The organism is Bradyrhizobium sp. 14AA, from assembly GCF_054185205.1.
On sequence record NZ_JAVAYM010000016.1, the window covers coordinates 150152 to 172144 of the forward strand.

At 66.8% G+C, this 21993-nt stretch carries 17 protein-coding genes; 10 read left to right on the forward strand and 7 right to left on the reverse strand.

The window, feature by feature from the left end; all coding sequences use genetic code 11:
- The first annotated feature begins 353 nt into the window (after positions 1-353).
- The 3 genes from RAD15_RS26680 (at position 354) to RAD15_RS26690 (ending at position 5835) form a co-directional block, all read left to right on the forward strand.
- A complete protein-coding gene (locus tag RAD15_RS26680; protein WP_458181178.1) occupies positions 354-3830 on the forward strand; it encodes a hypothetical protein in 3477 nt (1158 codons plus the stop codon).
- A 320-nt stretch (positions 3831-4150) separates the two neighbouring features.
- Positions 4151-5068, forward strand: coding sequence for a sulfite exporter TauE/SafE family protein (locus RAD15_RS26685; RefSeq protein ID WP_458181179.1), 918 nt, complete (start codon positions 4151-4153; stop codon positions 5066-5068).
- A complete protein-coding gene (locus RAD15_RS26690) occupies positions 5065-5835 on the forward strand; it encodes a TIGR02186 family protein (RefSeq protein WP_458181180.1) in 771 nt (256 codons plus the stop codon). Before RAD15_RS26685 ends, RAD15_RS26690 begins: the two co-directional genes overlap by 4 nt.
- A 49-nt stretch (positions 5836-5884) precedes the next feature.
- Here the strand turns inward: RAD15_RS26690 and RAD15_RS26695 are convergent, their stop codons facing one another.
- Positions 5885-6793, reverse strand: a complete 909-nt coding sequence (locus RAD15_RS26695) for a DMT family transporter (RefSeq protein ID WP_458181181.1) — start codon at positions 6791-6793, stop codon at positions 5885-5887.
- Positions 6794-6904: 111 nt separating this feature from the next.
- Between RAD15_RS26695 and RAD15_RS26700 the strand changes: the two genes are divergently transcribed.
- Positions 6905-7768: a LysR family transcriptional regulator gene (locus tag RAD15_RS26700; RefSeq protein ID WP_458181182.1), complete on the forward strand. Its 864-nt coding sequence runs from the start codon at positions 6905-6907 to the stop codon at positions 7766-7768.
- Positions 7769-7982: 214 nt separating this feature from the next.
- Here RAD15_RS26700 and pdeM read toward each other — a convergent pair whose 3' ends face one another.
- The 4 genes from pdeM to RAD15_RS26720 form a co-directional block, all read right to left on the reverse strand.
- Positions 7983-8654, reverse strand: coding sequence for a ligase-associated DNA damage response endonuclease PdeM (gene pdeM / locus RAD15_RS26705; RefSeq protein ID WP_458181183.1), 672 nt, complete (start codon positions 8652-8654; stop codon positions 7983-7985).
- 53 nt (positions 8655-8707) lie between these two features.
- On the reverse strand, positions 8708-11284 hold the full coding sequence (locus tag RAD15_RS26710; RefSeq protein ID WP_458181184.1) for a ligase-associated DNA damage response DEXH box helicase: 2577 nt from the start codon (positions 11282-11284) through the stop codon (positions 8708-8710).
- A gap of 170 nt (positions 11285-11454) precedes the next feature.
- Positions 11455-12684 carry an ABC transporter substrate-binding protein gene (locus RAD15_RS26715; protein ID WP_458181185.1) on the reverse strand — a complete coding sequence of 410 codons (1230 nt, stop codon included), beginning with the start codon at positions 12682-12684 and terminating at the stop codon, positions 11455-11457.
- Positions 12685-12798: 114 nt separating this feature from the next.
- The gene (locus RAD15_RS26720; RefSeq protein ID WP_458181186.1) at positions 12799-13725 is read right to left on the reverse strand and encodes a methyltransferase domain-containing protein; all 927 of its coding nucleotides are present in this window, start codon (positions 13723-13725) and stop codon (positions 12799-12801) included.
- A 131-nt stretch (positions 13726-13856) separates the two neighbouring features.
- Between RAD15_RS26720 and RAD15_RS26725 the strand changes: the two genes are divergently transcribed.
- The 5 genes from RAD15_RS26725 (at position 13857) to RAD15_RS26745 (ending at position 19467) form a co-directional block, all read left to right on the forward strand.
- Positions 13857-14894: a ligase-associated DNA damage response exonuclease gene (locus RAD15_RS26725; protein WP_458181236.1), complete on the forward strand. Its 1038-nt coding sequence runs from the start codon at positions 13857-13859 to the stop codon at positions 14892-14894.
- On the forward strand, positions 14891-16768 hold the full coding sequence (locus tag RAD15_RS26730; protein WP_458181187.1) for a cisplatin damage response ATP-dependent DNA ligase: 1878 nt from the start codon (positions 14891-14893) through the stop codon (positions 16766-16768). Before RAD15_RS26725 ends, RAD15_RS26730 begins: the two co-directional genes overlap by 4 nt.
- A 309-nt stretch (positions 16769-17077) precedes the next feature.
- The gene (locus RAD15_RS26735; RefSeq protein ID WP_211402625.1) at positions 17078-17383 is read left to right on the forward strand and encodes a DUF6460 domain-containing protein; all 306 of its coding nucleotides are present in this window, start codon (positions 17078-17080) and stop codon (positions 17381-17383) included.
- Between the two features lie 22 nt (positions 17384-17405).
- On the forward strand, positions 17406-18140 hold the full coding sequence (locus RAD15_RS26740; RefSeq protein WP_458181188.1) for an MBL fold metallo-hydrolase: 735 nt from the start codon (positions 17406-17408) through the stop codon (positions 18138-18140).
- Between the two features lies 1 nt (position 18141).
- Entirely contained in the window at positions 18142-19467 is a 1326-nt protein-coding gene (locus tag RAD15_RS26745) for an MATE family efflux transporter (RefSeq protein ID WP_458181189.1), read from the forward strand.
- 74 nt (positions 19468-19541) lie between these two features.
- Here RAD15_RS26745 and RAD15_RS26750 read toward each other — a convergent pair whose 3' ends face one another.
- Entirely contained in the window at positions 19542-20639 is a 1098-nt protein-coding gene (locus tag RAD15_RS26750) for a quinone-dependent dihydroorotate dehydrogenase (RefSeq protein WP_458181190.1), read from the reverse strand.
- Entirely contained in the window at positions 20636-20980 is a 345-nt protein-coding gene (locus RAD15_RS26755) for a DUF952 domain-containing protein (protein ID WP_458181191.1), read from the reverse strand. Before RAD15_RS26755 ends, RAD15_RS26750 begins: the two co-directional genes overlap by 4 nt.
- A gap of 292 nt (positions 20981-21272) precedes the next feature.
- Here RAD15_RS26755 and RAD15_RS26760 point away from each other — a divergent pair, with 292 nt between their 5' ends.
- Positions 21273-21926, forward strand: coding sequence for a S24 family peptidase (locus tag RAD15_RS26760; protein WP_458181192.1), 654 nt, complete (start codon positions 21273-21275; stop codon positions 21924-21926).
- The last annotated feature ends 67 nt before the right edge of the window (positions 21927-21993 follow it).

Here is a 21993-nt window from a genome sequence, read left to right on the forward strand (position 1 = left end):
AGGCGCGACGCCGCGTCTTGCTCCGTTGTCATCGTCCGCGAAAGCGGACGATCCAGTACTCCGGGACAGCAGCGATAGAATCGAGACGCCGCGGTGTACTGGATGCCCCGCCTGCGCGGGGCATGACACCGGTTGTTTGGCGACCGGGCCTGCACCACACACACGTCCCCGGTTCCCGCCGCCCAACTTTAAGACACCGGCGACGCGTTCCTTAACCCGTTATTTACCGTAACAGACAAAAGTCGGTTTACGAGGCAGACGACCCGCGCCAAATTCGATTGTCTTTACAACCGGCACGCGTGGGGAGGCTGGAGGTGCCGGGTGGGGCGCCGAAGTCGGAACCGGACAGAGTCATGAATTCGCGCGTATCGTGGAGTGTTGACGGCATCGATCCATCCGTGCGGGAGCGGGCCGAAGCTGCTGCGCGCCGCGCCGGCATGTCACTCAACGATTGGCTGAACTCCACGCTCGGCGAAACTGCCCCGCCAAACTTTCGCGGACCTTACGAACAGCGCCAAGATCAACGTCAGGATCAACGTCAGGATCAACGTGTTGATCAGCGTCCGCAGCAAATGCCGAGCGCGGAAAGCCGCGAAGTCGCCGACATCCACCAGCGGCTCGACGCGATCACCCAGCAGATCGAACGGATTTCGAAGCCCGCGCAGCGCCTCGACGCTGCGCGTCAGGACGTCTCGCGCGAGCAGGGCGTCGCGCGCCAGCTGAACGATGCGATCTCGCGGCTCGATGCGCGGCTGTCGCAGATCTCGCGGCCGCAGCAGGCCCAGCCGCAGCAGCCCCAGGCTCCGCGCCCCGCTCCGGTCGAGACACGTCAGCGCCAGGCCGAGGCGGTCGAGCGCGCCGCCGCGCAGGTCTATCGCAACTCACCTCCCCTGAGTCCGGCTTCGTTCGACGTCGCGGTCGCCGAGATCACCGCGCGGCAGAGCGAGCTCGACGGCTTTGCGCCCAGGCAGATGCCGCCGCGCGCCGCGCCGTCGATCGCGCCCACCGCGCATTACGCGCCCCCGATGGCGCCGCCCGCGCCTGCCTATGCTCCGCCGCCACCGCAGCCGGGGCCGGATTTCTCCTCGCTCGAGCGCCATCTGCTCAAGATCACGAGCCAGATCGAGGCGCTCCAGCGTCCTGACAATACCGAGCAGGCGATCAACACCTTCCGCAGCGAGCTTGCCGAGATCCGCAATGCCATCACCGAGGCGATGCCGCGGCGCGCGATCGAATCGATCGAGAACGAGATTCGCTCGCTGCACCGTCGCATCGACGAGACCCGCTCCAACGGCACCGATGGCCAGGTCCTGTCGGGCATCGAGCACGCGCTGTCCGACATCAAGCAGGTGCTGCGCACGCTGACGCCGGCCGAGCAGCTCACCGGCTACGACGAGGCGATTCGCAACCTCGGCGCCAAGCTCGACCTGATCCTGCGCGCCAATGACGATCCCTCGACGGTGCGTCAGCTCGAAGGCGCGATCTCGGCGCTGCGCGGCATCGTCTCCAACGTCGCGTCCAACGAAGCCCTGGCACGGCTGTCCGAAGACGTGCAGCTGTTGTCGTCCAAGGTCGACCAGATCACCCGCTCGTCCGGCCAAGGCGACGGCTTTGCGGTGCTGGAGCAGCGCATCGCGGCGCTCACGGCCGCCCTGGAAACGCGCGAGCGGCCTCAGCCGTCCGAGAGCACCGAGCATCTCGAATCCGCGATCCGCGCGCTGTCCGACCGTTTCGACCGCATGCAGGTCGGCAACGATTCCGCGTCGACGTTTGCACATCTCGAGCAGCGGGTCTCGTATCTGCTGGAGCGGATCGAGACCGCCGCCGATCCGCGCAACGGCAATTTGAGCCGCGTCGAGGACGGGCTGCACGACATCCTGCGACACCTGGAACGGCAGCAGGCAACCTATTCCGCGCTGGCCGAGAGCCGCAGCTCCGCAGCCCCGGCCGATTCCGGCGTGGTCGATCTCGTCAAGCGCGAGCTCTCCGACATCCGCTTCAGCCAGGCCGAGACCAACCGCAGCACCCAGGACTCGCTCGACGCGGTCCACAGCGCGCTCGGTCATGTCGTCGACCGCCTGTCGATGATCGAGGGCGATCTGCGCGCGGTGCGCACCGCGCCGCCGGTCCCCGGGCCGCAGCCCATGCCGATGCCGATGGCCGCTGCCATGGAGCCGGCGCCGATGCCGCGCGAGCCGCGGCAGCAAGCACAGCAGCCGAAATACGATCCGAAACCCGAGTTGCCGAACCCGGCCGCCGCGCAAGCGGCGCAGCCCGCCTTCGTCGCCGCGCCGCGCGAATTCCATGCCGCCGCGCCCGCAGCGCCGCCGCCGATGCCGGTGGCGCCGCAAGCCGCACCACCCCTGCCGCCGCGCGCCATCAGCGAAATCCTGGAGCCGCACACGGCGCCCGCGCGCGCCGCGCTCGCGCCGGAATTGCCACCGGATCATCCGCTCGAGCCGGGCACACGGCCGGGCGGCCGCGTCGCCACGCCGTCGGAGCGCATTGCCGCGTCCGAGAGCGCGATCAGCGAAATTCCTGCCGCGCCGAAAGAGCCGGTGTCGTCGTCGAGCTTCATCGCGGCCGCGCGCCGCGCAGCGCAAGCTGCCGCCGCGCAACCACCCGAAAAGCCCGCCCGCGGCGTCAAGGCCGCGATCGCAGCCCGCACCAAGGACAAGGGCCAGACCCAAGAAGGTGGCTCGACCATCACCTCGAAGATCCGCTCGCTGCTGGTCGGCGCGAGCGTGGTCGTCATCGTGCTCGGCACCTTCAAGATGGCGATGAACCTGCTCGACGGCGGCAGCGCGCCGCCGGCGCCGCAGGCCATGGAGAATACGTCCAGCCAGCCCACACCGCAGGCCCCGCCGCCGCCGGTCGAGACCAAGCCCGCCACGCCCGAGCAGGTGACGCCGTCGATGACGTCGCCGACGCCAATCGGACGGCAATCGCAGAACAACGCCGCGCCGGCGCCGGTGGCCAATTCGGGCAGCTCGGCTTCGGTCGAAATCCCGCCCGCCCCGGCAACGCCGGCTCCGCCTGCTGCGAGCAGCGACATCACCGGCGCATTGTCGGGCACGAGTCGCGCGAAGCTCGGTCTCATCCAGGTGCCGCCGAGCGAAAAGCTGCCTGACGGCATCGGCGGCCCCGGCTTGCGCAGCGCTGCGATGAAGGGCGATGCCACCGCGGCCTACGAGATCGGCCTGCGCTTTGCCGAAGGCAAGGGCGTGGCGACCAATTACGACGAAGCCGCCAAATGGTACGACCGCGCGGCGCAGGCCGGCGTGGTGCCCGCGACCTTCCGCCTCGGCACGCTCTATGAGAAGGGCCTTGGCGTGAAGAAGGACGCCGACATCGCCCGCCGCTACTACACCCAGGCCGCCGAGCGCGGCAACGCCAAGGCGATGCACAATCTCGCGGTGCTCGATGCCGACGGCGGCGGACGCGGCGCCAACTACAAGAGCGCGGCGCAGTGGTTCCGCAAAGCCGCCGATCGCGGCGTCGCCGACAGCCAGTTCAACCTCGGCATTCTCTATGCCCGCGGCATCGGCGTGGAGCAGAACCTCGCCGAATCCTACAAATGGTTCAGCCTGGCTGCGGCGCAGGGCGATGCGGATGCGTCCGGCAAGCGCGACGACGTCGCCAAGCGCCTCGACCCGCAATCGCTCGCCGCCGCCAAGCTCGCGATCCAGACCTTCAGCGCCGAGCCGCAGCCCGACGATGCCGTCAACGTCGCGACGCCGAACGGCGGCTGGGACAGCGCGCCGCAGGCGAACGCGAAGCCGGCGCCGAAGCCGGTCGCAGCCAAGAAGTCGGCGTCGGCCGCGCATTAAAGGCGGCGACTTAGCCGCCTCTGACGACAAATCTCTCCGAGTCGTCATGGCGAAAGCCAGGACCCATTACCACAAGCAGCCGTTGTTGAAGGACGCTGCGGCCACAGCTTGCCGCGATAGCAACCAGTCGGGGTAATGGGTCCTGGCTTTCGCCAGGACGACGTGGAGAGATACGGACCCTCGCCTCACCCATCCGCCACGCCCAAAATTCCTAACCCGTCCTCCAGCGAATTCCGCTATTGAGGGACGCGGCAATCGTTCCGACCATCCGGCGAGCATTCCCGCGCAATCGATCCGTCTCGCCGGAGCGCGGTCCTTCAATGCAGCTCTACCTTCCGATCGCCGATCTTCCCGTCAACGTCTTCCTGGTGCTCGCCATGGGCGCCGCGGTCGGCTTCGTCTCCGGCATGTTCGGCATCGGCGGCGGCTTCCTGATGACGCCGCTCCTGATCTTCATCGGCATCACGCCGGCGGTCGCGGTCGCCTCCGTCGCGAGCCACATCGCGGCCTCTTCCTTTTCCGGCGCGCTGACCTATTGGCGACGGCGTGCGATCGATCCGGCGCTGGCGAGCGTCCTGCTTTGCGGCGGCGTGACCGGGACGGCGTTCGGCGTGTGGACCTTCACGCAGCTCCGCGCGCTCGGCCAGCTCGATCTGATGATCGCGCTGTCCTACGTCGTGCTGCTCGGCACCGTCGGCAGTCTGATGTTCTCGGAAGGCCTGCGCGCGCTGATGCGGACCCGGCGCGGCGCGGTGCCGCCACGACGCGCGCACAACTGGATCCACGGCCTGCCGCTGAAGATGCGGTTCAAGCGCTCCAAGATCTACCTCTCGGTGATCCCCGTGGTGGTCGTCGGCATCGTGATCGGCTTCATCGGCGCCATCATGGGCATCGGCGGCGGCTTCATCCTGGTGCCGATCATGATCTATCTCTTGCGGGTGCCGACCTCCACGGTGATCGGGACCTCGATGGTGCTCACGCTGGTTACCATGCTGTTCGCGACCCTGCTGCACGCGGTGACCAACCACCTCGTCGACGCCGTGCTGGCGCTGATCCTGATGGTCGGCGGCGTCACCGGCGCGCAGTTCGGCGCGCGTGCCGGCCAGAAGATCCGCGGCGAGCAGCTGCGGCTGTTGCTCGGCCTTCTGATCCTCTCGGTCGGCGTCCGCTTCGCGATCGAGCTGGTGATCCGGCCCGAGGATCTCTTCACCATCCGCGAACTGGGGGTGAGCGGATGATGCGCGCGCTTCTCGCAGTTCTTCTCGTTGTGCTGCTCGGCTCGGCCGCCCGCGCCGAACGGCTGATCGTGTCGGTCTCCAACCATCGCGTCACGGTGACGCCGAACTATTCCGGCGAGGAGCTGGTGCTGTTCGGCTCGGTCGAGAAGGACGCCACGACGCCGGCCGACCGCACTTCCTATGATCTCGTGGTCACCGTGATGGGCCCGCGCGCCGACATGGTGACGCGGCGCAAGGAGCGCACCTTCGGGATCTGGATCAACACCGACTACCGGCAGTTCCTGCAGGTGCCGAGCTATCTCGCGCTGTTCGCCAACCGCCCGTTCGAGGCGATCACCTCGCCCGAGATCGCGCGGCGGCAGCAGATCGGGCTGAACAACGTGCTGCTGACCCAACGCGTCAGCGGCGACTATGCCGACGTGGTGCCGAACGACGCGTTCCGCACGGCCTTCATCCGCCTGCGCACCCAGCGCGGCCTCTATCGCGAAGACCCGAGCGCCGTGACGTTCCTGACGCCGACGCTGTTCCGCACCGGCATTCCACTGCCGGCGGAAGTGCCGATCGGGACCTATGAGGTCGAGATCAAGCTGTTCGCGAACGGCGCGCTGGTCACCAAGACCGAGACGGCGTTCGAGATCGTCAAGGTCGGCTTCGAGCAGTTCGTCGCCACCACCGCGCGGCAGAACGGGCTGATCTACGGCCTCGTCACCGCCGCGATGGCGCTGATGACGGGGTGGATGGCGTCGATCGTGTTTCGGAAGGATTGAGCATGTCGTCCCGGCGAAGGCCGGGACGACATTGGGGAAACAGGCGCGACTACACCGCCTTCGCCCGCCGCGTCACCAGATAGATCCCGAGCGCGACCGGAATAATCCCGAGCAGGTCGCGCGCCTCGACGTGCTCGCCGAGCACGATGTAGGCGAACAGCATGCCGAGCGGCGGCATCAGGAAGTGATAGGCGCTGGCGGCGGTGGCGCCGCACACTTTCAGCAGATGGAACCAGAGCCAGGAGGCGAGAATCGAGCCGCCGAGCACGAGGAAGGCGAAGGCGCCGATCAGGCTCGGGGTGAAGTCGATCGCGTGGACATCGGCGAAGGTGAGCGCGACCGGCGTCAGCACGATGCCGGCAGCGAGATTCTGCACGCCGTTGCCGATCCACAAGCTTCCCTTCGGCGCGAGCAGCTTGAACATGATGGTGCCGGCGACGATCGAGGCGAGCGAAGCCAGCGTGAAGATGATGCCGTGCGCAGAGTCTGTGCCGACCGACAGGCGATGCCAGACGATCAACGTCACGCCGATGATGCCGAGCAACAGGCCGCCTGCCTTGCGCCAGGTCATGCCTTCGCCGAGCAGCAGCGCCGCAAGCGCGGCGGTGAATACCGGATTGGCCGACACGATCAGGCCACCGAGGCCGGCGGAGACCGATTGCAGCCCGGTATAGCCGAGCCCGAGATAGAGCGCGTTGTTGGCGAGGCCGAGCACGGCAAAGATCGCCACGTCACGCCAGGACAACGACCAGCCGTCGCCGCGGGCGAGCGTCGCGCCGAGGATCAGGATGCCGGCGAGCGAGAAACGGGCGGCGAGCAGGATCAGCGGCGGGCAATGGGTGACGCCGATCTTGCCGGCGACGAAGGCATAGCTCCAGAGCAGGCAGAACAGGCCGATGGCGAGCGGCAGCGTGTTGAAGCGGGTGCGGGGAACGGGAAGCGAGGTGGCGAGCGACATGAGGGCATTCTCGGATGTTTTTTCTTCTGGCCCTCGATCTAGGGACGCCGCTTGTCATTTGGAAATTAAATGATTAACTTGCCATCAGTTGATTTATGAATGGAGGCGGCCGTGCTCGATCTGGAGCTCCTGCGCAGCTTCGTCTCGGTGGTCGAGGCCGGCGGCTTCACCCGCGCCGGCGCGCGCGTCCACCGCACGCAGTCGACCGTCAGCCAGCAGATCAAGCGGCTGGAGGAGGATGTCGGCCAGCAGTTGCTTCATCGCGACGGCAAGGACGTGCGCCCGACCGAGGCCGGCGAGCGGCTGTTGTCCTATGCGCGGCGGCTGCTCTCGCTCGCCGAGGAGGCGCGCGACGTGCTGCGCCAGCCCGACGGCGAAGGCGCCATCCGGCTCGGCATCCCCGAGGATTTCGCGGCCTACCGGCTGACGAAGCTGCTGGGCGCGTTCTCGCGCTCGCATCCGCGGCTACGCCTCGACGTGCGCGCCGACCAGAGCAAGCACCTCGCCCGCGATCTCGAACGCGGCGAGCTCGACCTTGCGCTCTACAAGCGCGAGGCCGGCGCGAAGGACGCGATCGCGGTGTGGCCGGAGCGGGTGCACTGGGTCACCAGCAAGAGCCATCCGGTCGACGTCGACGTGCCATCAGTGCCGCTGATCGGCTTTCCGCTCGGCTGCGTCTATCGCGCCGGCGCCATCCACGCGCTGGAAAGCACGGGCCGCGCCTGGCACACCGCCTACACATCATCTAGTCTCTCCGGCATCCAGGCCGCGGTCGCCGCCGGCATGGGGCTGAGCATCCTGTCCGAGATGTCGATCCAGTCCGACCACCGCGTGCTGACCGCGAAGGACGGCTTCGCCCCGATCAACAAGACGGAAGTGGCGCTGATGGCCTCGCCCGGCGCCAGCCCCGCGACGCTGCGGCTCGCGGATCGGCTCGCCGAGTTCTGCGATAATGTGCAAGCGAAGGCGGCGTGATCTTGCGGGATGTGATCGCGATGTATCCCTGCGACACCGGTGTGTTCCCTCCCCCCTTGTGGGGGAGGGCTAGGGAGAGGGGTACCACACGGGGACTATCGCGATTTGCGCGCGACGACTCACAGATGGACCTTTTCCTGGGCTACCCCTCTCCCCCGCCCTCCCCCACAACGGGGAGGGAGCGCAGTTGTGCACGTGGCCCGCAGCGCCGGCTTCAGTAGCAGCGTGACGCGGCGATGGCGTGGACGCGGCGGTCGCCGAGGAGATGGGCGACGAAACCGTCCTTCGGGAAGATCTTTGCGAACGCTGCATCGCGGATGCTGAGGCCACCGGCATAGGCGCCGAAGGCGGGCATCACGGCGCGCATCCCGTCGGACGCGAAGCAGCGCCGCTCCATCGAGCGGCCACGTGCGGAGACGCGCGCCTTGGGGTGCAGATGGCCGGCGATCTCGCCCTGCGCGCCGGTCGGCTCGTGACGGAAGGTGATCGGGCCGATCGCCACTTCATCGGCGACGGTGCCGCCGAGATCGCGCGGCAGCATGGGATCGTGATTGCCGGAGATCCAGATCCAGTCGCGGCCATTTTGAAGCGCGGCGACGGCATCGCGGTCCTCGGCCGACAGGCGCTCATGCGCGGTGCGGTCGTGAAAGCTGTCGCCGAGCGCGATGACCATTCGCGGGTTATGGCGGGAGATGACAGCAGCGAGTCGGCTCAGCGTTGCCACCGTGTCGTAAGGCGGCAGCAGCACGCCGCGCGTGGCGAAGCTGGACCCTTTTTCCAGATGCAGGTCGGAGACGACGAGCAGGCGTTGCTCTTCCCAGAACAGCGCGCCGGAGAGATCGGCCGCGAACGTCACATCGCTGATGGTGACTGTGGAAACGCGCATGTCCTCGACATCTCCTGAAACCAGCGCGCTTGTCGTCACGTCAAAACCTGCTCTTATCCCATCGCCTCTTTGACAAGCTCGTCGGCGGCCTCCGCCAGCAGCTCGTCTCCCGCTTCGCCATAGACTGACTCGCGGCCGATTTCCAGCATCACGGGCACCGCGAGCGGGGAGACGTGATCGAGTTCCCGGTGGGTGATGCGGCCCTGGATGCGGGCGAGCATGCCGCCGAGGCGGCGCAGATCGAGCAGGCCGGTGGCGGCATCGGCGCGGGCAGCACGAAGGAGCACGTGATCGGCCTGATGCTTGCGCAGCACGTCGTAGACGAGATCGGTCGAGAACAGCACCTGGCGGCGGCTCTTATCCTCGTCGGTGAAACGGCGCGCGATCAGGCCGGAGATCAGCGCGCAGTTGCGGAAGGTACGCTTCATCAGCGCGGATTCGGCGAGCCAGGCTTCGAGATCGTCCCCCAGCATGTCGGGATTGAACAGAGCGTCGAGATTGAGCTCACCGTTGCGGATCATGAAGGAGGCATCGCCAAGCCCCCAGATCGCCACCGCATATTCATTGGCGACGAAGCCGAGCGGACGGGCGCGGGCCCGCTCCAGCCGCCGCGTCAGCAGCATCCCCAGCGTCTGGTGCGCGAGCCGGCCCTCGAAGGGATAGCAGATCAGGTAATGCTTGCTGCCGCGTGGAAAGGTCTCGACCAGGAGCTCACGCACGCCGGGCACGCGCGAGACGTCCTTCTGCAACGACAGCCAGTCGCGCACCTGCTCGGGCAGGCCACTCCATGCGCGCTTGTCGTCGAGCAGGCGGCGCACGCGCTCGGCAAGATAAGTGGAGAGCGGAAACTTGCCACCCATATAGGACGGCACTTTCGGGTCCTTGTCCGCGGCGCGGGAGACATAGACCTGGTCTTCGGCCAGCGCCTCGTAACGCACCACCTCGCCGCCGAACACAAAGGTATCGCCGGGGCTCAGGCCCTCGATAAAGTATTCCTCGATCTCGCCGAGCACGCGGCCGCCGCGCGCGATCGCGCCGGTCGAACCGCTGCCGGTGGAGCGCGAACGCACCAGCCGCACCTTCAGCATCGGCTCCTCGACGATGGTGCCGACATTGAGCCGATAGCTTTGCCGCACTTTGGGGTTGGTGACGCGCCAGCGGCCCTGCTTGTCCTGCTTGATGCGGGCAAAGCGTTCATAGGTTTTCAGCGCGTAGCCGCCGGTGGCGACGAAATCGACGACATCGTCGAAATCGTTGCGGGCGAGACCTGCGTAGGGCGCAGCGGTGCGAACCTCGTTGTACAGCTCGTCGCTGAAGAACGGCTCGCCGCAGGCGCAGCCGAGCACGTGCTGGGCCAGTACGTCGAGCGCGCCGTTGCGAAGCGGCGGCGTGTCCTGCGCGTTCTCGGCGATGGCGTCGATCGCGACGCGGCACTCCAGCACCTCGAAGCGATTGGCGGGCACCAACACCGCGCGCGAGGCTTCGTCGAGACGGTGGTTGGCGCGGCCGATGCGCTGCATCAGGCGCGAGGAGCCCTTGGGCGCGCCGATATTGACGACGAGATCGACGTCACCCCAGTCGACGCCGAGGTCGAGCGAGGAGGTGCAGACCACGCCGCGCAGTTTACCGGCCGACATGGCGTCCTCGACCTTGCGGCGCTGCGCGACGTCGAGCGACCCGTGATGCAGCGCGATGGCGAGGTTGTCGTCGTTCATGCGCCAGAGATCCTGGAACAGCATCTCGGCCTGACTGCGGGTGTTGACGAAGACGAGCGTGGTCTTGTTTTGCTTGATGAGCTCATAGACTTCGGCAAGCGCGTGGCGCGCGCTGTGGCCGGCCCAGGGCAACCGCTCGCTTGTGTCGAGCATCTCGACCAGCGGTGGCGCCGCGCCGCCGGCGATGACGATGTCGGCGGCAGCTTCCTTGCCGCCGGGCTGCGGCACCAGGAAGCGCGCGAGTTGCTCCGGTTCGGCCACGGTCGCAGACAATCCGATCGCGCGCATCTGCGGCGCGAGACGCCACAGTCGCGCAAGGCCCAGCGACAGCAGATCGCCGCGCTTGGATGTCACCAGCGCATGCAGCTCGTCGAGCACGATGCGCTTGAGCGAGGAGAACAGGAACGGCGCGTCGTCGGAGGACAGCAGCAATGCGAGCTGCTCCGGCGTCGTCAGCAGAATATCCGGCGGATAGCGCCGCTGCCGCTGACGCCGCGACACCGGCGTGTCGCCGGTGCGGGTCTCGACCTTGATCGGCAGCGCCATCTCGGCGACCGGCCGCTCCAGATTGCGAGCGATGTCGACGGCAAGTGCTTTCAGCGGCGAGATGTAGAGGGTGTGGAGGCCGCCGGTGCGCTGCAGGCTGCGGCCGGTGGAGACGAGGTTTTGCTTCGCACCGGGGTTGCGTTCGACCGCCGGCGTCGACAGCTCCACCAGCGTCGGCAGAAATCCCGCCAGCGTCTTGCCGGCACCGGTCGGCGCGATCAGCAGCGCGCTGGCGTCCTCGCGCGCCTTCTCCAGCAGCGCGAGCTGATGCTCACGCGGCGACCAGCCGCGGGCCGCGAACCACGCGTTGAAGCGGTCGGGCAGCAGCGCGGCCGGCTCGGCCGGGATTTTGAGGTTGCGGGGCGGCACGGCATCACAGGTAAGCCGTGACGGCGGGTTCGTCGAGGGGTGGGCGCCACGACGAGCTCCGGTAGGGTGGCAAAGGCGCAAAGCGCCGTGCCCACCATCTCTCCAAAACGGAGAAAGAGGTGGGCACGCTTCGCTCTGCCCACCCTACGGCACCTCGATTGCGGAGAGACTTACTCCGACATCGGCTTGTCGGAGATGTCCCAGTCCTTGCCGGTGAAGGTCGAGATGAACAGCGTCTTCATCGGCGTGTAGTCCTCGGGCGTGTAGCTGTAGGTGACGCCGTCGAGGAAATAGGGCGAGTGGAAACCCGCGAGCGTCGAGGCCTGCTTCAGCACGTTGGCGCGGGTGAGGTCGTCGCCGCAGCGGCGCAGGATCTCGCCCATGGTCACCGCCTGGCCGTAGCCGGCAAAGGCGATGGTGTTGTCTTGATCGATCGCGGGCGTGTACTTCTTGCGCAGCTCCTCGAACGCCATCACGTCGGGGTCCTTCTCCCATTTCGGCAGGCCGACCTCCTTGTTGTAGCGGATGGCGACGATGCCGGTGGCGTTCTCGAGGCCCGCGGCATTGAGAATCGAGCGGCCGGTGGAGCCCGCCGACAACAGCTGCAGCGGCTTCCAGCCGAGCTCGGCCACTTTGCGGATCGACTGCGACGATGCCTTGCCGGTCGAGATGTTGTAGAAGACGTCCGCGCCCGACTTGGAGAGATTGATGAGCTGGGAATCGACGGTCGGCTCGGTCAGATCGTAGGTCTGCTCCATGATCACCTGCGCGGTGCCGCCGGCGTCAGCCAGCACCTTCTTGAAGGGACCGAGGAAGTCGCGGCCGAAATCGTCGTTCTGGTAGAGGATGCCGATCTTCGCATTCGGCTTCACCGCGACGACGTGGCGGGCCAGGATGCGCGCTTCGGTCGGATAGAGCGGCAGGCCCGCCATCGTCCATTTGAACTCTTTCGGGTTATTCCACTTCGATGCGCCGGTGTTGAGCAGCAGCTGCGGCACGCCCTTGGAGTTCAGGTATTTGTGCACGGCGGTCTGCGGCGCGGTGCCGAGCGAGCCGTAGAGCGCCAGCACCTCCTCCTGCTCCACGAGGCGCCGCGTGGCCTCGACGCATTTCGGCGCGCTGTAGGCGTCGTCCATGGTCAGGAACTTGACCTTGCGTCCGTTGATGCCGCCCTTCTCGTTCAGCATCTGGAAATAGGCCTCGCCGATGCGGCCGAGCACGCCATAGAGCGAGCCGGGGCCGGAATGCGGCACGGTCTGCCCGATCTTGATCTCGGTATCGCTGGCGCCGGCGTCGTATTTCTTCTCCGCGGCCCAGACATACGGCGCAGGCAGAGCGGATGCGGCGATGGTGGCAAGCGCGGCGGCGGTGACATCGCGCCGCGATGGATTCTTGGTCATTGGTTGTTTCTCCCTAATGCGCGCATTGTGCTGGCATCGCAGCAGGTCGCAAGTGGGAAGTCGCAGCTTTGCGACGCAATGACGCTCAAATTGCCGGGCGCCTAGCGCCTAGACTCAACTTTTCTCGGCGACGACGACGAGGCCGCGCACCGGCTCGTTGTTCTCGATGCGCGGCGAGGCCGGCTCCAGTGTCAGCAGCTTGAGCCCCGCCTTAGCGATCGCGCCCCGCACATATTCCGCCGAATGGGCATAGCGCAGGCCGTCGCCGAGCACGATACCGCTGCCGTCATGCGTCTCCAGCGTGAAGGCGAGCGTGCCGCCTGATACGAGCACGCGCCTGGCTTCGGTCAGCACCGGCGCGAGGTCGGAAAGATAGACGAAGGCATCTGCGGCAACGACAAGATTCGCGCATCCATCGGCCTTGGTGCGCAGGCCCTCGATCATGTCGGCGACCTCGAGCTCGGCATAGAGGTTGGTGGCGCGCGCCTCCTTGATCATGCCGGGTGAGAGATCAATGCCGATGAAATGATCAACCTGCTTGGCGAAGGCGGCGGCCGCAAGCCCGGTGCCGCAGCCGAGATCGATGGTGCGCTTGAAGAAGGCCGGCTTCTTCGCGGCGACGCGCGCGGCCACCACCGCCTTGAAGATCAGTGCCGGGGCGCGATAGTCGAGATCGTTGATCAGCGTGTGCTCGAAGCGCGGCGCGTATTGGTCGAACAGCGCCTGCACATAGGCTTTTGGCATCTCCGCCATCTCGGCGTCGCCCAGCCGCATCAGATGCAGGCCGGCGCCGTGCTGATCCCCGGGGTCGGATCGCCGCGCTTCCCGGAAGGCCGCGATCGCCTTGTCGCGCTCGCCGAGCTGCTGGCGGATCTCGCCGAGCGTGAACCAGGCCGAGGTGAAGTTCGGCGCGAGCTCGAGCGCCTGCTCGATCAGGTCGGCGGCGGCGGGCAGATCGCCCTTGAGCTGGAGGTCGCGCGCAAACTCGAAACGGCGGTCGGCCATGAGATCGCCGGAGGTCAGGAACAGGCGCAGGGGCATCGGGAACTTGGCTCGTCACTGCCGGGCATCCGGCAACCCATCAAAAAAGCGACTGTTTAAGGGGATGGATGCGCGGGTCAAGCCCGCGCATGACGGGTGAATATCGGGGCACCGCTGCCTATATCACCACCATGCGCCCGCAAGACATCCTGCTGCCAGCTGCTGCCGGCCTGTGCTGCAAGCCCGGCGGCTTCCATATCGACCCCGTCCGCCCCGTCGAGCGGGCCGTGATCACCCACGGCCATTCCGACCACGCCCGCGCCGGCCACGGCGCCGTGCTGGCGACGCAGGAAACGCTGGACATGATGCGGCTGCGCTACGGCGAGAATTTCGCCGGTTCGACGCAAGTGATCCGCTACGGCGAGGAGATCAAGCTCGGCGACGTCAGCGTCAAATTCCATCCGGCCGGTCATGTCCTGGGCTCGGCGCAGATCGCCGTGACCTGCAAGGACACCTGCATCGTCGCCTCCGGCGACTACAAGGACGCGCCCGACCCGACCTGCACCCCGTTCGAGCTGGTGCCCTGCGACGTCTTCATCACCGAAGCGACGTTCGGCCTGCCGGTGTTCCGGCATGGCGATGCGAGCGACGAGGTGAAGAAGCTGCTGGCCTCGGTCGCGCTGTTTCCCGAGCGCGCGCATCTCGTCGGCGCCTATTCGCTCGGCAAGGCCCAGCGCGTGATCGCGCTACTACGGCAGGCCGGCTACGACGCGCCGATCTATCTCCACGGCGCGATGGAGACGATCACCGCGTACTATCAGAGCCGCGGCATCGCGCTCGGCGAGCTCCGGCCGGTGAAGGGCGTGAAGAAGGCGGCGCTTGCCGGCACCATCACGCTGGCACCGCCCTCGGCCACCTCCGATCTCTGGACGCGCCGCTTTCCCGATCCCGTCACCGCGTTCGCGTCAGGATGGATGCGGGTGCGCGCCCGGGCACGGCAGCGCGGCGTCGAATTGCCGCTCGTGATCTCCGACCATGCTGACTGGGACGGTCTCACCGCGACCATCGCGGCGACCGGCGCCGGCGAGATCTGGGTCACCCACGGCCAGGAAGATGCGCTGGTGCATTGGTGCAAGTCGCATGGCCTGCGCGCGCAGCCGCTCGATCTCGTCGGCTATGGCGACGAGGAGGAGACCGAGACGCCGCTCGCGGATGAGGCCGAAGCATGAATCGCTTCGCCGAACTCCTGGACCGTCTCGCCTACGAGCCCGGCCGCAACAACAAGCTGCGGCTGATCACCGGCTATTTCCGCGAGGTCGGCGACCCCGACCGCGGTTATGCGCTGGCCGCACTCACGGGCGCGCTGAGCTTCAAACACGCCAAGCCCGCACTGATCCGCGATCTCATCGCATCGCGCACCGATCCGGTGCTGTTCGGGTTGAGTTACGATTACGTCGGCGACCTCTCGGAGACGGTCGCGCTGATGTGGCCGCGGAGAATCGTCAACAATAGCGAGTCTTTTCCGAGCCACCCCTCTCCCCCGCCCTCCCCCACAAGGGGGGAGGGAGCGCAGTTGCATGCGGCGCGACAGACGGGCTCGACGATTGAGGCTGATTCAGCGCGTGATGGACGCACAGCTCTCACCGTTCCCTCCCCCCTTGTGGGGGAGGGACAGGGAGAGGGGTACTCCGGGCGAGATGCCAATGATGCGCTCCACCCCCGCAACCACAACAACCCACCTCCACCGTCCCTCACCGAGGTCGTCACAACCCTGCGCACGCTCGGCAAGACCGAGCTACCGAAACAGCTTGAGCGCTGGCTCGACGAGTTAGATGAGACCGGCCGCTGGGCGCTGCTGAAACTCGTCACCGGTGCACTGCGGATCGGCATCTCCGCGCGGCTGGCGAAGACCGCCGCTGCCGCGCTCGGGGACAAGGACCCGCACGAGGTCGAGCTGATCTGGCCGGGTCTTGCGCCACCCTACCTCGACCTGTTCGCCTGGCTGGAAGGTCGCGGCGAAAAGCCGGTCAACCGCGATCCCGCGCCGTTTCGCCCGGTGATGCTGGCGCACGCGATCGACGACACCGATTTCGCCGCGCTCGACCCCGCCGACTACGTCGCCGAGTGGAAATGGGACGGCATCCGCGTGCAGGCGGTCGCCGGCCGCGACGACCGTGGCCACATCACCGCGCGGCTCTATTCGCGCACCGGCGAGGACATCACGGGGAGCTTTCCGGACCTCGTGCCGTCGCTGCGGCTGCCCGGCGCGATCGACGGCGAGCTTCTGATCCTGCGCGAGAGCCGCGTGCAGAGCTTCAACGTCCTGCAACAGCGGCTCAATCGCAAGGTCGTCTCGCCGAAGCTGATCAAGGAATTTCCGATTCACCTGCGCGCCTACGATCTGCTCGGCGACGACGAGAATGATCTGCGCGAATTGCCGTTCGCCGAACGGCGCGAGCGGCTGGAGACATTCATCGGGAAGCTCGACGATTCCCGTATCGATCTGTCGCCCACCATTCCCTTCGCAACTTGGGAGGCGCTGACGGCCGCACGCGCCGATCCCGCGAGTGCCGGCGCGGGCGACGATGCCGACGCCGTCGAAGGCGTGATGTTGAAGCGGCGCGATGCGCCCTATCTGCCGGGGCGGCCGAAGGGCCAGTGGTGGAAGTGGAAGCGCGATCCGCACATCATCGACGCCGTGCTGATGTATGCGCAGCGCGGTCACGGCAAGCGCTCGTCCTATTATTCCGACTACACCTTTGGCGTCTGGACCGAAGGCGAGGCCGGCGAGGAACTGGTGCCGGTCGGGAAAGCCTATTTCGGCTTCACCGACGAGGAGCTGCTGCAGATCGACCGCTTCGTTCGCCGCAATACGACCGAAAAATTTGGCCCGGTCCGCCATGTCGTGCACGAGGGCGACAAGGGCCTGGTGCTGGAGGTCGCCTTCGAAGGCCTGCAGCGCTCGCCGCGGCACAAATCAGGCGTCGCCATGCGCTTCCCCCGCATCAGCCGCCTGCGCTGGGACAAGCCGCCGCGGGAGGCCGACCGGCTGGAAACGCTGGAGAAGATGCTGAAGGTGGAGGCGGCGGAGATTGAGGCGTGAAGTGTGCTGCAATGAGCCGCGATGACGCCTGAGCGGAGGTGCGCCCCCTCTCCCGCTTGCGGGAGAGGGTTGGGGAGAGGGTGCCTCCGCATTGGGATTCCCCCGAGGAGAGAGCCCCACCCGGTGCTACGCGCCGACCTCCCCGCAAGCGGGAGAGGTTGGAAGCCCGCGGTCAGCAGCGCGCCACAATCGAAGCTCTGCCCGCTTTGCCCGAATTAAACTCCCGTAACCCGATTGACGCCCGGTTGCGGGTTCCCCATGTGCCACGCCGTGCCCTATAATGGGGTCGAATCCGCCAAGGAGTTTGAGATGGTCCAAGACGTCAGAGATTTGCCGGCCGGCCGCAGCGACGGGCTGAACCGCTTTCTCGGCGGCTCGCCGCTGGCGGTCGCGTTTCGCCTGGTCCTGCTCTCGATCCTGGTCGGCGTGGTGCTGGCCGCAATCGGCTTCGATCCCTGGAACATCATCCACAGCATTCGCCTCTTGTTCCAGCGTCTGTGGGATCTCGGCTTCGATGCCGTGAACTGGCTGTGGCGCTACTTCCTGCTCGGCGCGGTCATCGTGATCCCGATCTGGCTGCTCTCGCGCGTGTTCGGCGCGCCGCGCGGCCGCTGAACGCCAAGGAGTTGCGCAGCCGATGCAATTACGCTTTGTCGGCTGCGGCGACGCCTTCGGCTCGGGCGGCAGGCTCAACACCTGCTTCCATATCTCGGGACGCACGGCAAACTTCCTGATCGATTGCGGCGCGTCGGCCCTGCCGGCGCTGAAGCGGCTCGAGATCGCGTGCGACGACATCGATCTGATCCTGATCACGCATTTCCACGGCGACCATTTTGCCGGACTGCCGTTCCTCCTGCTCGACGCCCAGTTCTCGCGGCGAACGCGGCCGCTGACGATCGCCGGCCCGCAAGGCATCGAGACGCGGCTGCGTGAGGTGATGGAGGCTCTGTTCGAGCACTCCTCCAAAACCAGGCAGCGCTTCGAGCTGAACGTTATCGAACTCGCACCCGGGCAAAGCCAAACGTTCGGTTCGGTAAATGTGACGCCCTACCCGGTCGTGCACGGCGAATCCGGCGGTCCTTTCCTCGCCTACCGCGTCGAGACCGAGGGCCGCACGCTCGCCTACAGCGCCGATACCGAATGGACGGAGGCGCTCATTCCGCTGGCGCATGGCGCGGACCTTTTCATTGCGGAAGCCTATATGTACGAGAAGGTGGTCAAGAACCACCTCAGCCTGAAGACCTTGGAACCGCACTTGGCAGCCATCGGCGCAAAACGGCTCGTCCTCACCCATATGAGCGAGGACGTGCTGTCGCGTTTGGAAGACATCGCGCACCTCGCCGCCGAAGACGGCATGGTGCTCGTGTTCTGACATGCACGCGCCCGTCCCCCTCAAGATCGGCTCCCGACAGGTGTTCGCCATCGCGGGTCCCGCGATGGTCGCGAACCTCACCACACCGCTGATCGGCGTGGTCTCGACCACAGCGATCGGACGGCTCGACGATGCCGCGCTGCTCGGCGGCGTCGCGATGGCCTCCGTGATCTTCGATTGCCTGTTCTGGCTGTTCGGCTTCCTGCGCATGAGCACTCTCGCCTTCACCGCCCAGGCGATGGGTGCGGGCGAGGGGCGCGAGTCGACTGCGATCCTGATGCGCGGCTTCATCCTCGCAGGCCTGATCGGGGTCGCGCTGATTGCGCTGCAATTGCCGCTGACCACGGTGGTGTTCGACCTGATGGGCGGCAGCGAGGGCGTGACGCGCGCCGCCAAGACCTATTTCATGATCCGGATCTGGTCCTCGCCGTTCGCCTTCGCCAACTATGTGATTCTCGGCTGGCTGGTCGGTCAGGCCCGCGCCAATCCGGCACTGCTGCTCCAGGTCGTCATCAACCTCATCAACATGATCGCGACGATCCTGCTGGTACTGGTCTACGATACCGGGATCGCGGGCGCAGCGATCGCCGCGCTGTTGTCGGAGACAACAGGTTTCGTGCTCGGCGTGATCGTCTGCCGCCGCTATGCGGATGGCGGCTTCGCCGTTCCCCGCGCGCAGCTGTTCGATCGCACAAAACTGATGCGGCTGCTCGCGGTGAACTCCGACATCATGATCCGCACCGCGGCGCTGATCGCCGTGTTCATGTTCTTCACCGCCAAGGGCGCGCGCGCCGGCGACGTCACGCTGGCGGCGAATTCCGTGCTGAACAACTTCCTCCTGGTCAGCGCCTTCTTCCTCGACGGTCTCGCCAATGCGGCCCAGCAACTCTGCGGCCGCACTTTTGGCGCGCGCGATGCAAAGGGTTTCGCCGATTCGACGCGGCTGGTGCTCGCGTGGGGACTCGGTTTCGCGATGGTCGTCGCGGTGCTGTTCGCATTGTTCGGGACGTCGCTGATCAATGTCATGACGGCGAGTGAGGACGTCCGCCGCGCCGCGCGCGACTTCCTGCCGTTCATCGTGCTCGCACCGATGCCCGGCGTGTTCGCCTTCGGCTTCGACGGCATCTATGTCGGCGCCACCTGGGCGCGCGAGATGCGCAATCTGATGCTGGCCTCGCTCGCGATCTTCCTCGGCATCTGGTGGGCGCTGCAATCGTTCGGCAATGCCGGGTTGTGGTGCGCGCTGATCGCGTTCTACGTCGCCCGCGGCGGCTTGCAGGGCGCGCGCTATCCGGCGCTGTATCGGGCGACGTTCGCCAAGCCGTAGCTCTCGTGTCCCGGCTCTGCAGCGCACCACGCCGAATTCGGCGCGCTGCGTTGCGTCCGAGGCACGAGACCGCCTTACATCCCCGGCCAGTCTTCCGCGGTCAGCGTCGCGGCATCCGCGCCGACGATGTCGGCGAGCGAGTCCCGACCCGTGCGCAGCAGCGTCGAGGTGAGGTCGCGCTTGATCTCGTCGACGAGGCCGAGGCCCTTGTAGATCAGCGACGAATAGAGCTGGATCAGGCTCGCGCCGGCACGGATCTTCGTCAGCGCGGCACCGCCGGAATCCACGCCTCCGACGCCGATCAGGGGGAATGCGCCCTCGACGCGCACATAGGTCTCCGCGACCATGCGCGTCGACAGGCGGAACAGCGGCCGGCCGGACAGCCCGCCCTGCTCCTTGGCGCGCATCTCCTCGCGTAGCGTGCTCGGCCGCGCGATGGTCGTGTTCGACACGATCATGCCGTCGACCCGGCGCGAGCGCGCGACCTGCACGACGTCGTCGAGCTGGGCGAGGCTCAGATCCGGCGCGATCTTGAGCAGCACCGGCGTGTCGCCGGCCTTCTGCCGCACCCGCTCGCGCGCGTCGATCACGTGCGCGAGGAGGTCGTCGAGCAGCGCGCCTTCCTGCAAATTGCGCAAGCCCGGCGTGTTCGGCGAGGAGACGTTGACGGTGAAATAGCTCGCAACCGGCGCAAAGGTCTCGATCAGCTTGACGTAGTCGGCGACGCGGTCCGGCGAGTCCTTGTTGGCGCCGACATTGACGCCGACGATGCCGCCATGCTGCGCGCGCGCGGCAAGCCGGCGCAGCGCGACGTCCGCGCCGTCATTGTTGAAACCCATGCGGTTGATGACGGCCTCGTCGCGTTCCAGACGAAACAGCCGCGGCCGCGGATTGCCGGCCTGCGGCTTGGGCGTCACCGAACCAATCTCGACGAATCCGAAGCCGAGCCGCAGCAGCGCATCCGGCACCTCCGCGCTCTTGTCGAAACCCGCGGCCATGCCGACCGGATTGGGAAAGTTGAGACCGAAGGCGCGTACCGCAAGCTTGGGATCGTCGGCGCGCGGCTTGATCGGCGGCAGGAAGCGCAAGCCCTGGATCGCCAGGCGATGCGCGTCCTCCGGGTCGAGCCAGCGCAGCACCGGCAGCGAGAAGGCGTCGAAAGCGCGGATCACGGCAACAGCTCCGGAACGTCGTGACTGCCGTCGGCGCGAATGTTGAGGTTCATCACCGCGATCACAGCACCGAGATCGAGCTCGCCATAGAGATGCGGAAACAGCTCGTCATTGCGCGAGCGCTCCCAGCGCAGCTCGGTGCCGAGCGCGTCGCCGTCGACCTCGACCAGGAACAGCGCGCGTTGCCCGACATAGTGCTTGCGCAAGGTCTCGGGAACCTGGGTCGCGGTCGAGAAATGGATGAAGCCATCGCGCTCGTCGTCCGCGCTGCCGCGGTAGACACCCTGCCGTTCCGCCTCGCGCCAGGCCGAGGCCGGACAGATTTTGTAGATCTTGACCACCGCTTACGCAGCCCTGTTTGCTCTTTGAGTCTTTTGGGTTTTTTCGTCTGTTGCGGGTCCCTGAAAACCCGGGCGCGACCGTAAAGGCCGCCCCTGCCGAACTCAAGACTTAGAGCCATATCCGTTCCGAAGAAATCGGAATGGGGCCCTGAATTCCTGTTTTGGCGCGTTTTCCTTGCACGAGCCGGTATCCGCTTCACCTGAAAACCCCCCTCGCCACCCCTTGCGCGAAAAACGGAAAACCGGTTGATTTGAGGATAGTTTTCCTGAGCTGCGACGGACTGGACCTTCCATGGTCAGGCAGGCCAAAGCACAGAGGATGCTGACTCACGACCAGATCTGGGTCGCGCTGGATCGGCTGGCGGCGCGCGCCGGGCTGTCGCCGTCCGGCCTTGCCAAGCGCGCCGGGCTCGATCCCACCACCTTCAACCGGTCCAAGCGGGTCACCTCGGACGGCCGCGAGCGCTGGCCATCGACCGAATCGATCGCAAAGGCGCTGGCGGCGGCCGACTCCTCGATCGACAGCTTCGCGCGGCTGATCGACGACAATTCAGGCGACGGCCGCACGGTACCGCTGCTCGGCTTCGCCCTCGCCGGCGCCAGCGGCGCTTTCGACGAGGCCGGCCTTCCAGCCGGCAAGGGCTGGACCGAAATCGCGTTTCCCACCACCGAGGACAGCCGCACCTTCGCGCTGGAGATTTCCGGCGATGCGCACGCGCCGACTTACCGGGCCGGCGACATCATCCTGGTCTCGCCGGGCGCGTCGATCCGCAAGGGCGATCGCGTGGTGGTGAAGACCAAAGCGGGCGAGGTGACGGTCGCAACCCTGAAGCGGCGCACGGCAAAGGCGCTGGACTTGCAACCGCTCGATGCCTCGCAGGCCGAGCGCACGATCGCGGCGAGCGAGGTCGCCTGGATCGCGCGGATCGTATGGGCGAGCCAATAGATTCAACACGCGATTGCCATTGCGACTCAGCACCCCTCTCGCCTAGGTTGCGCGCCGATTGCCGATC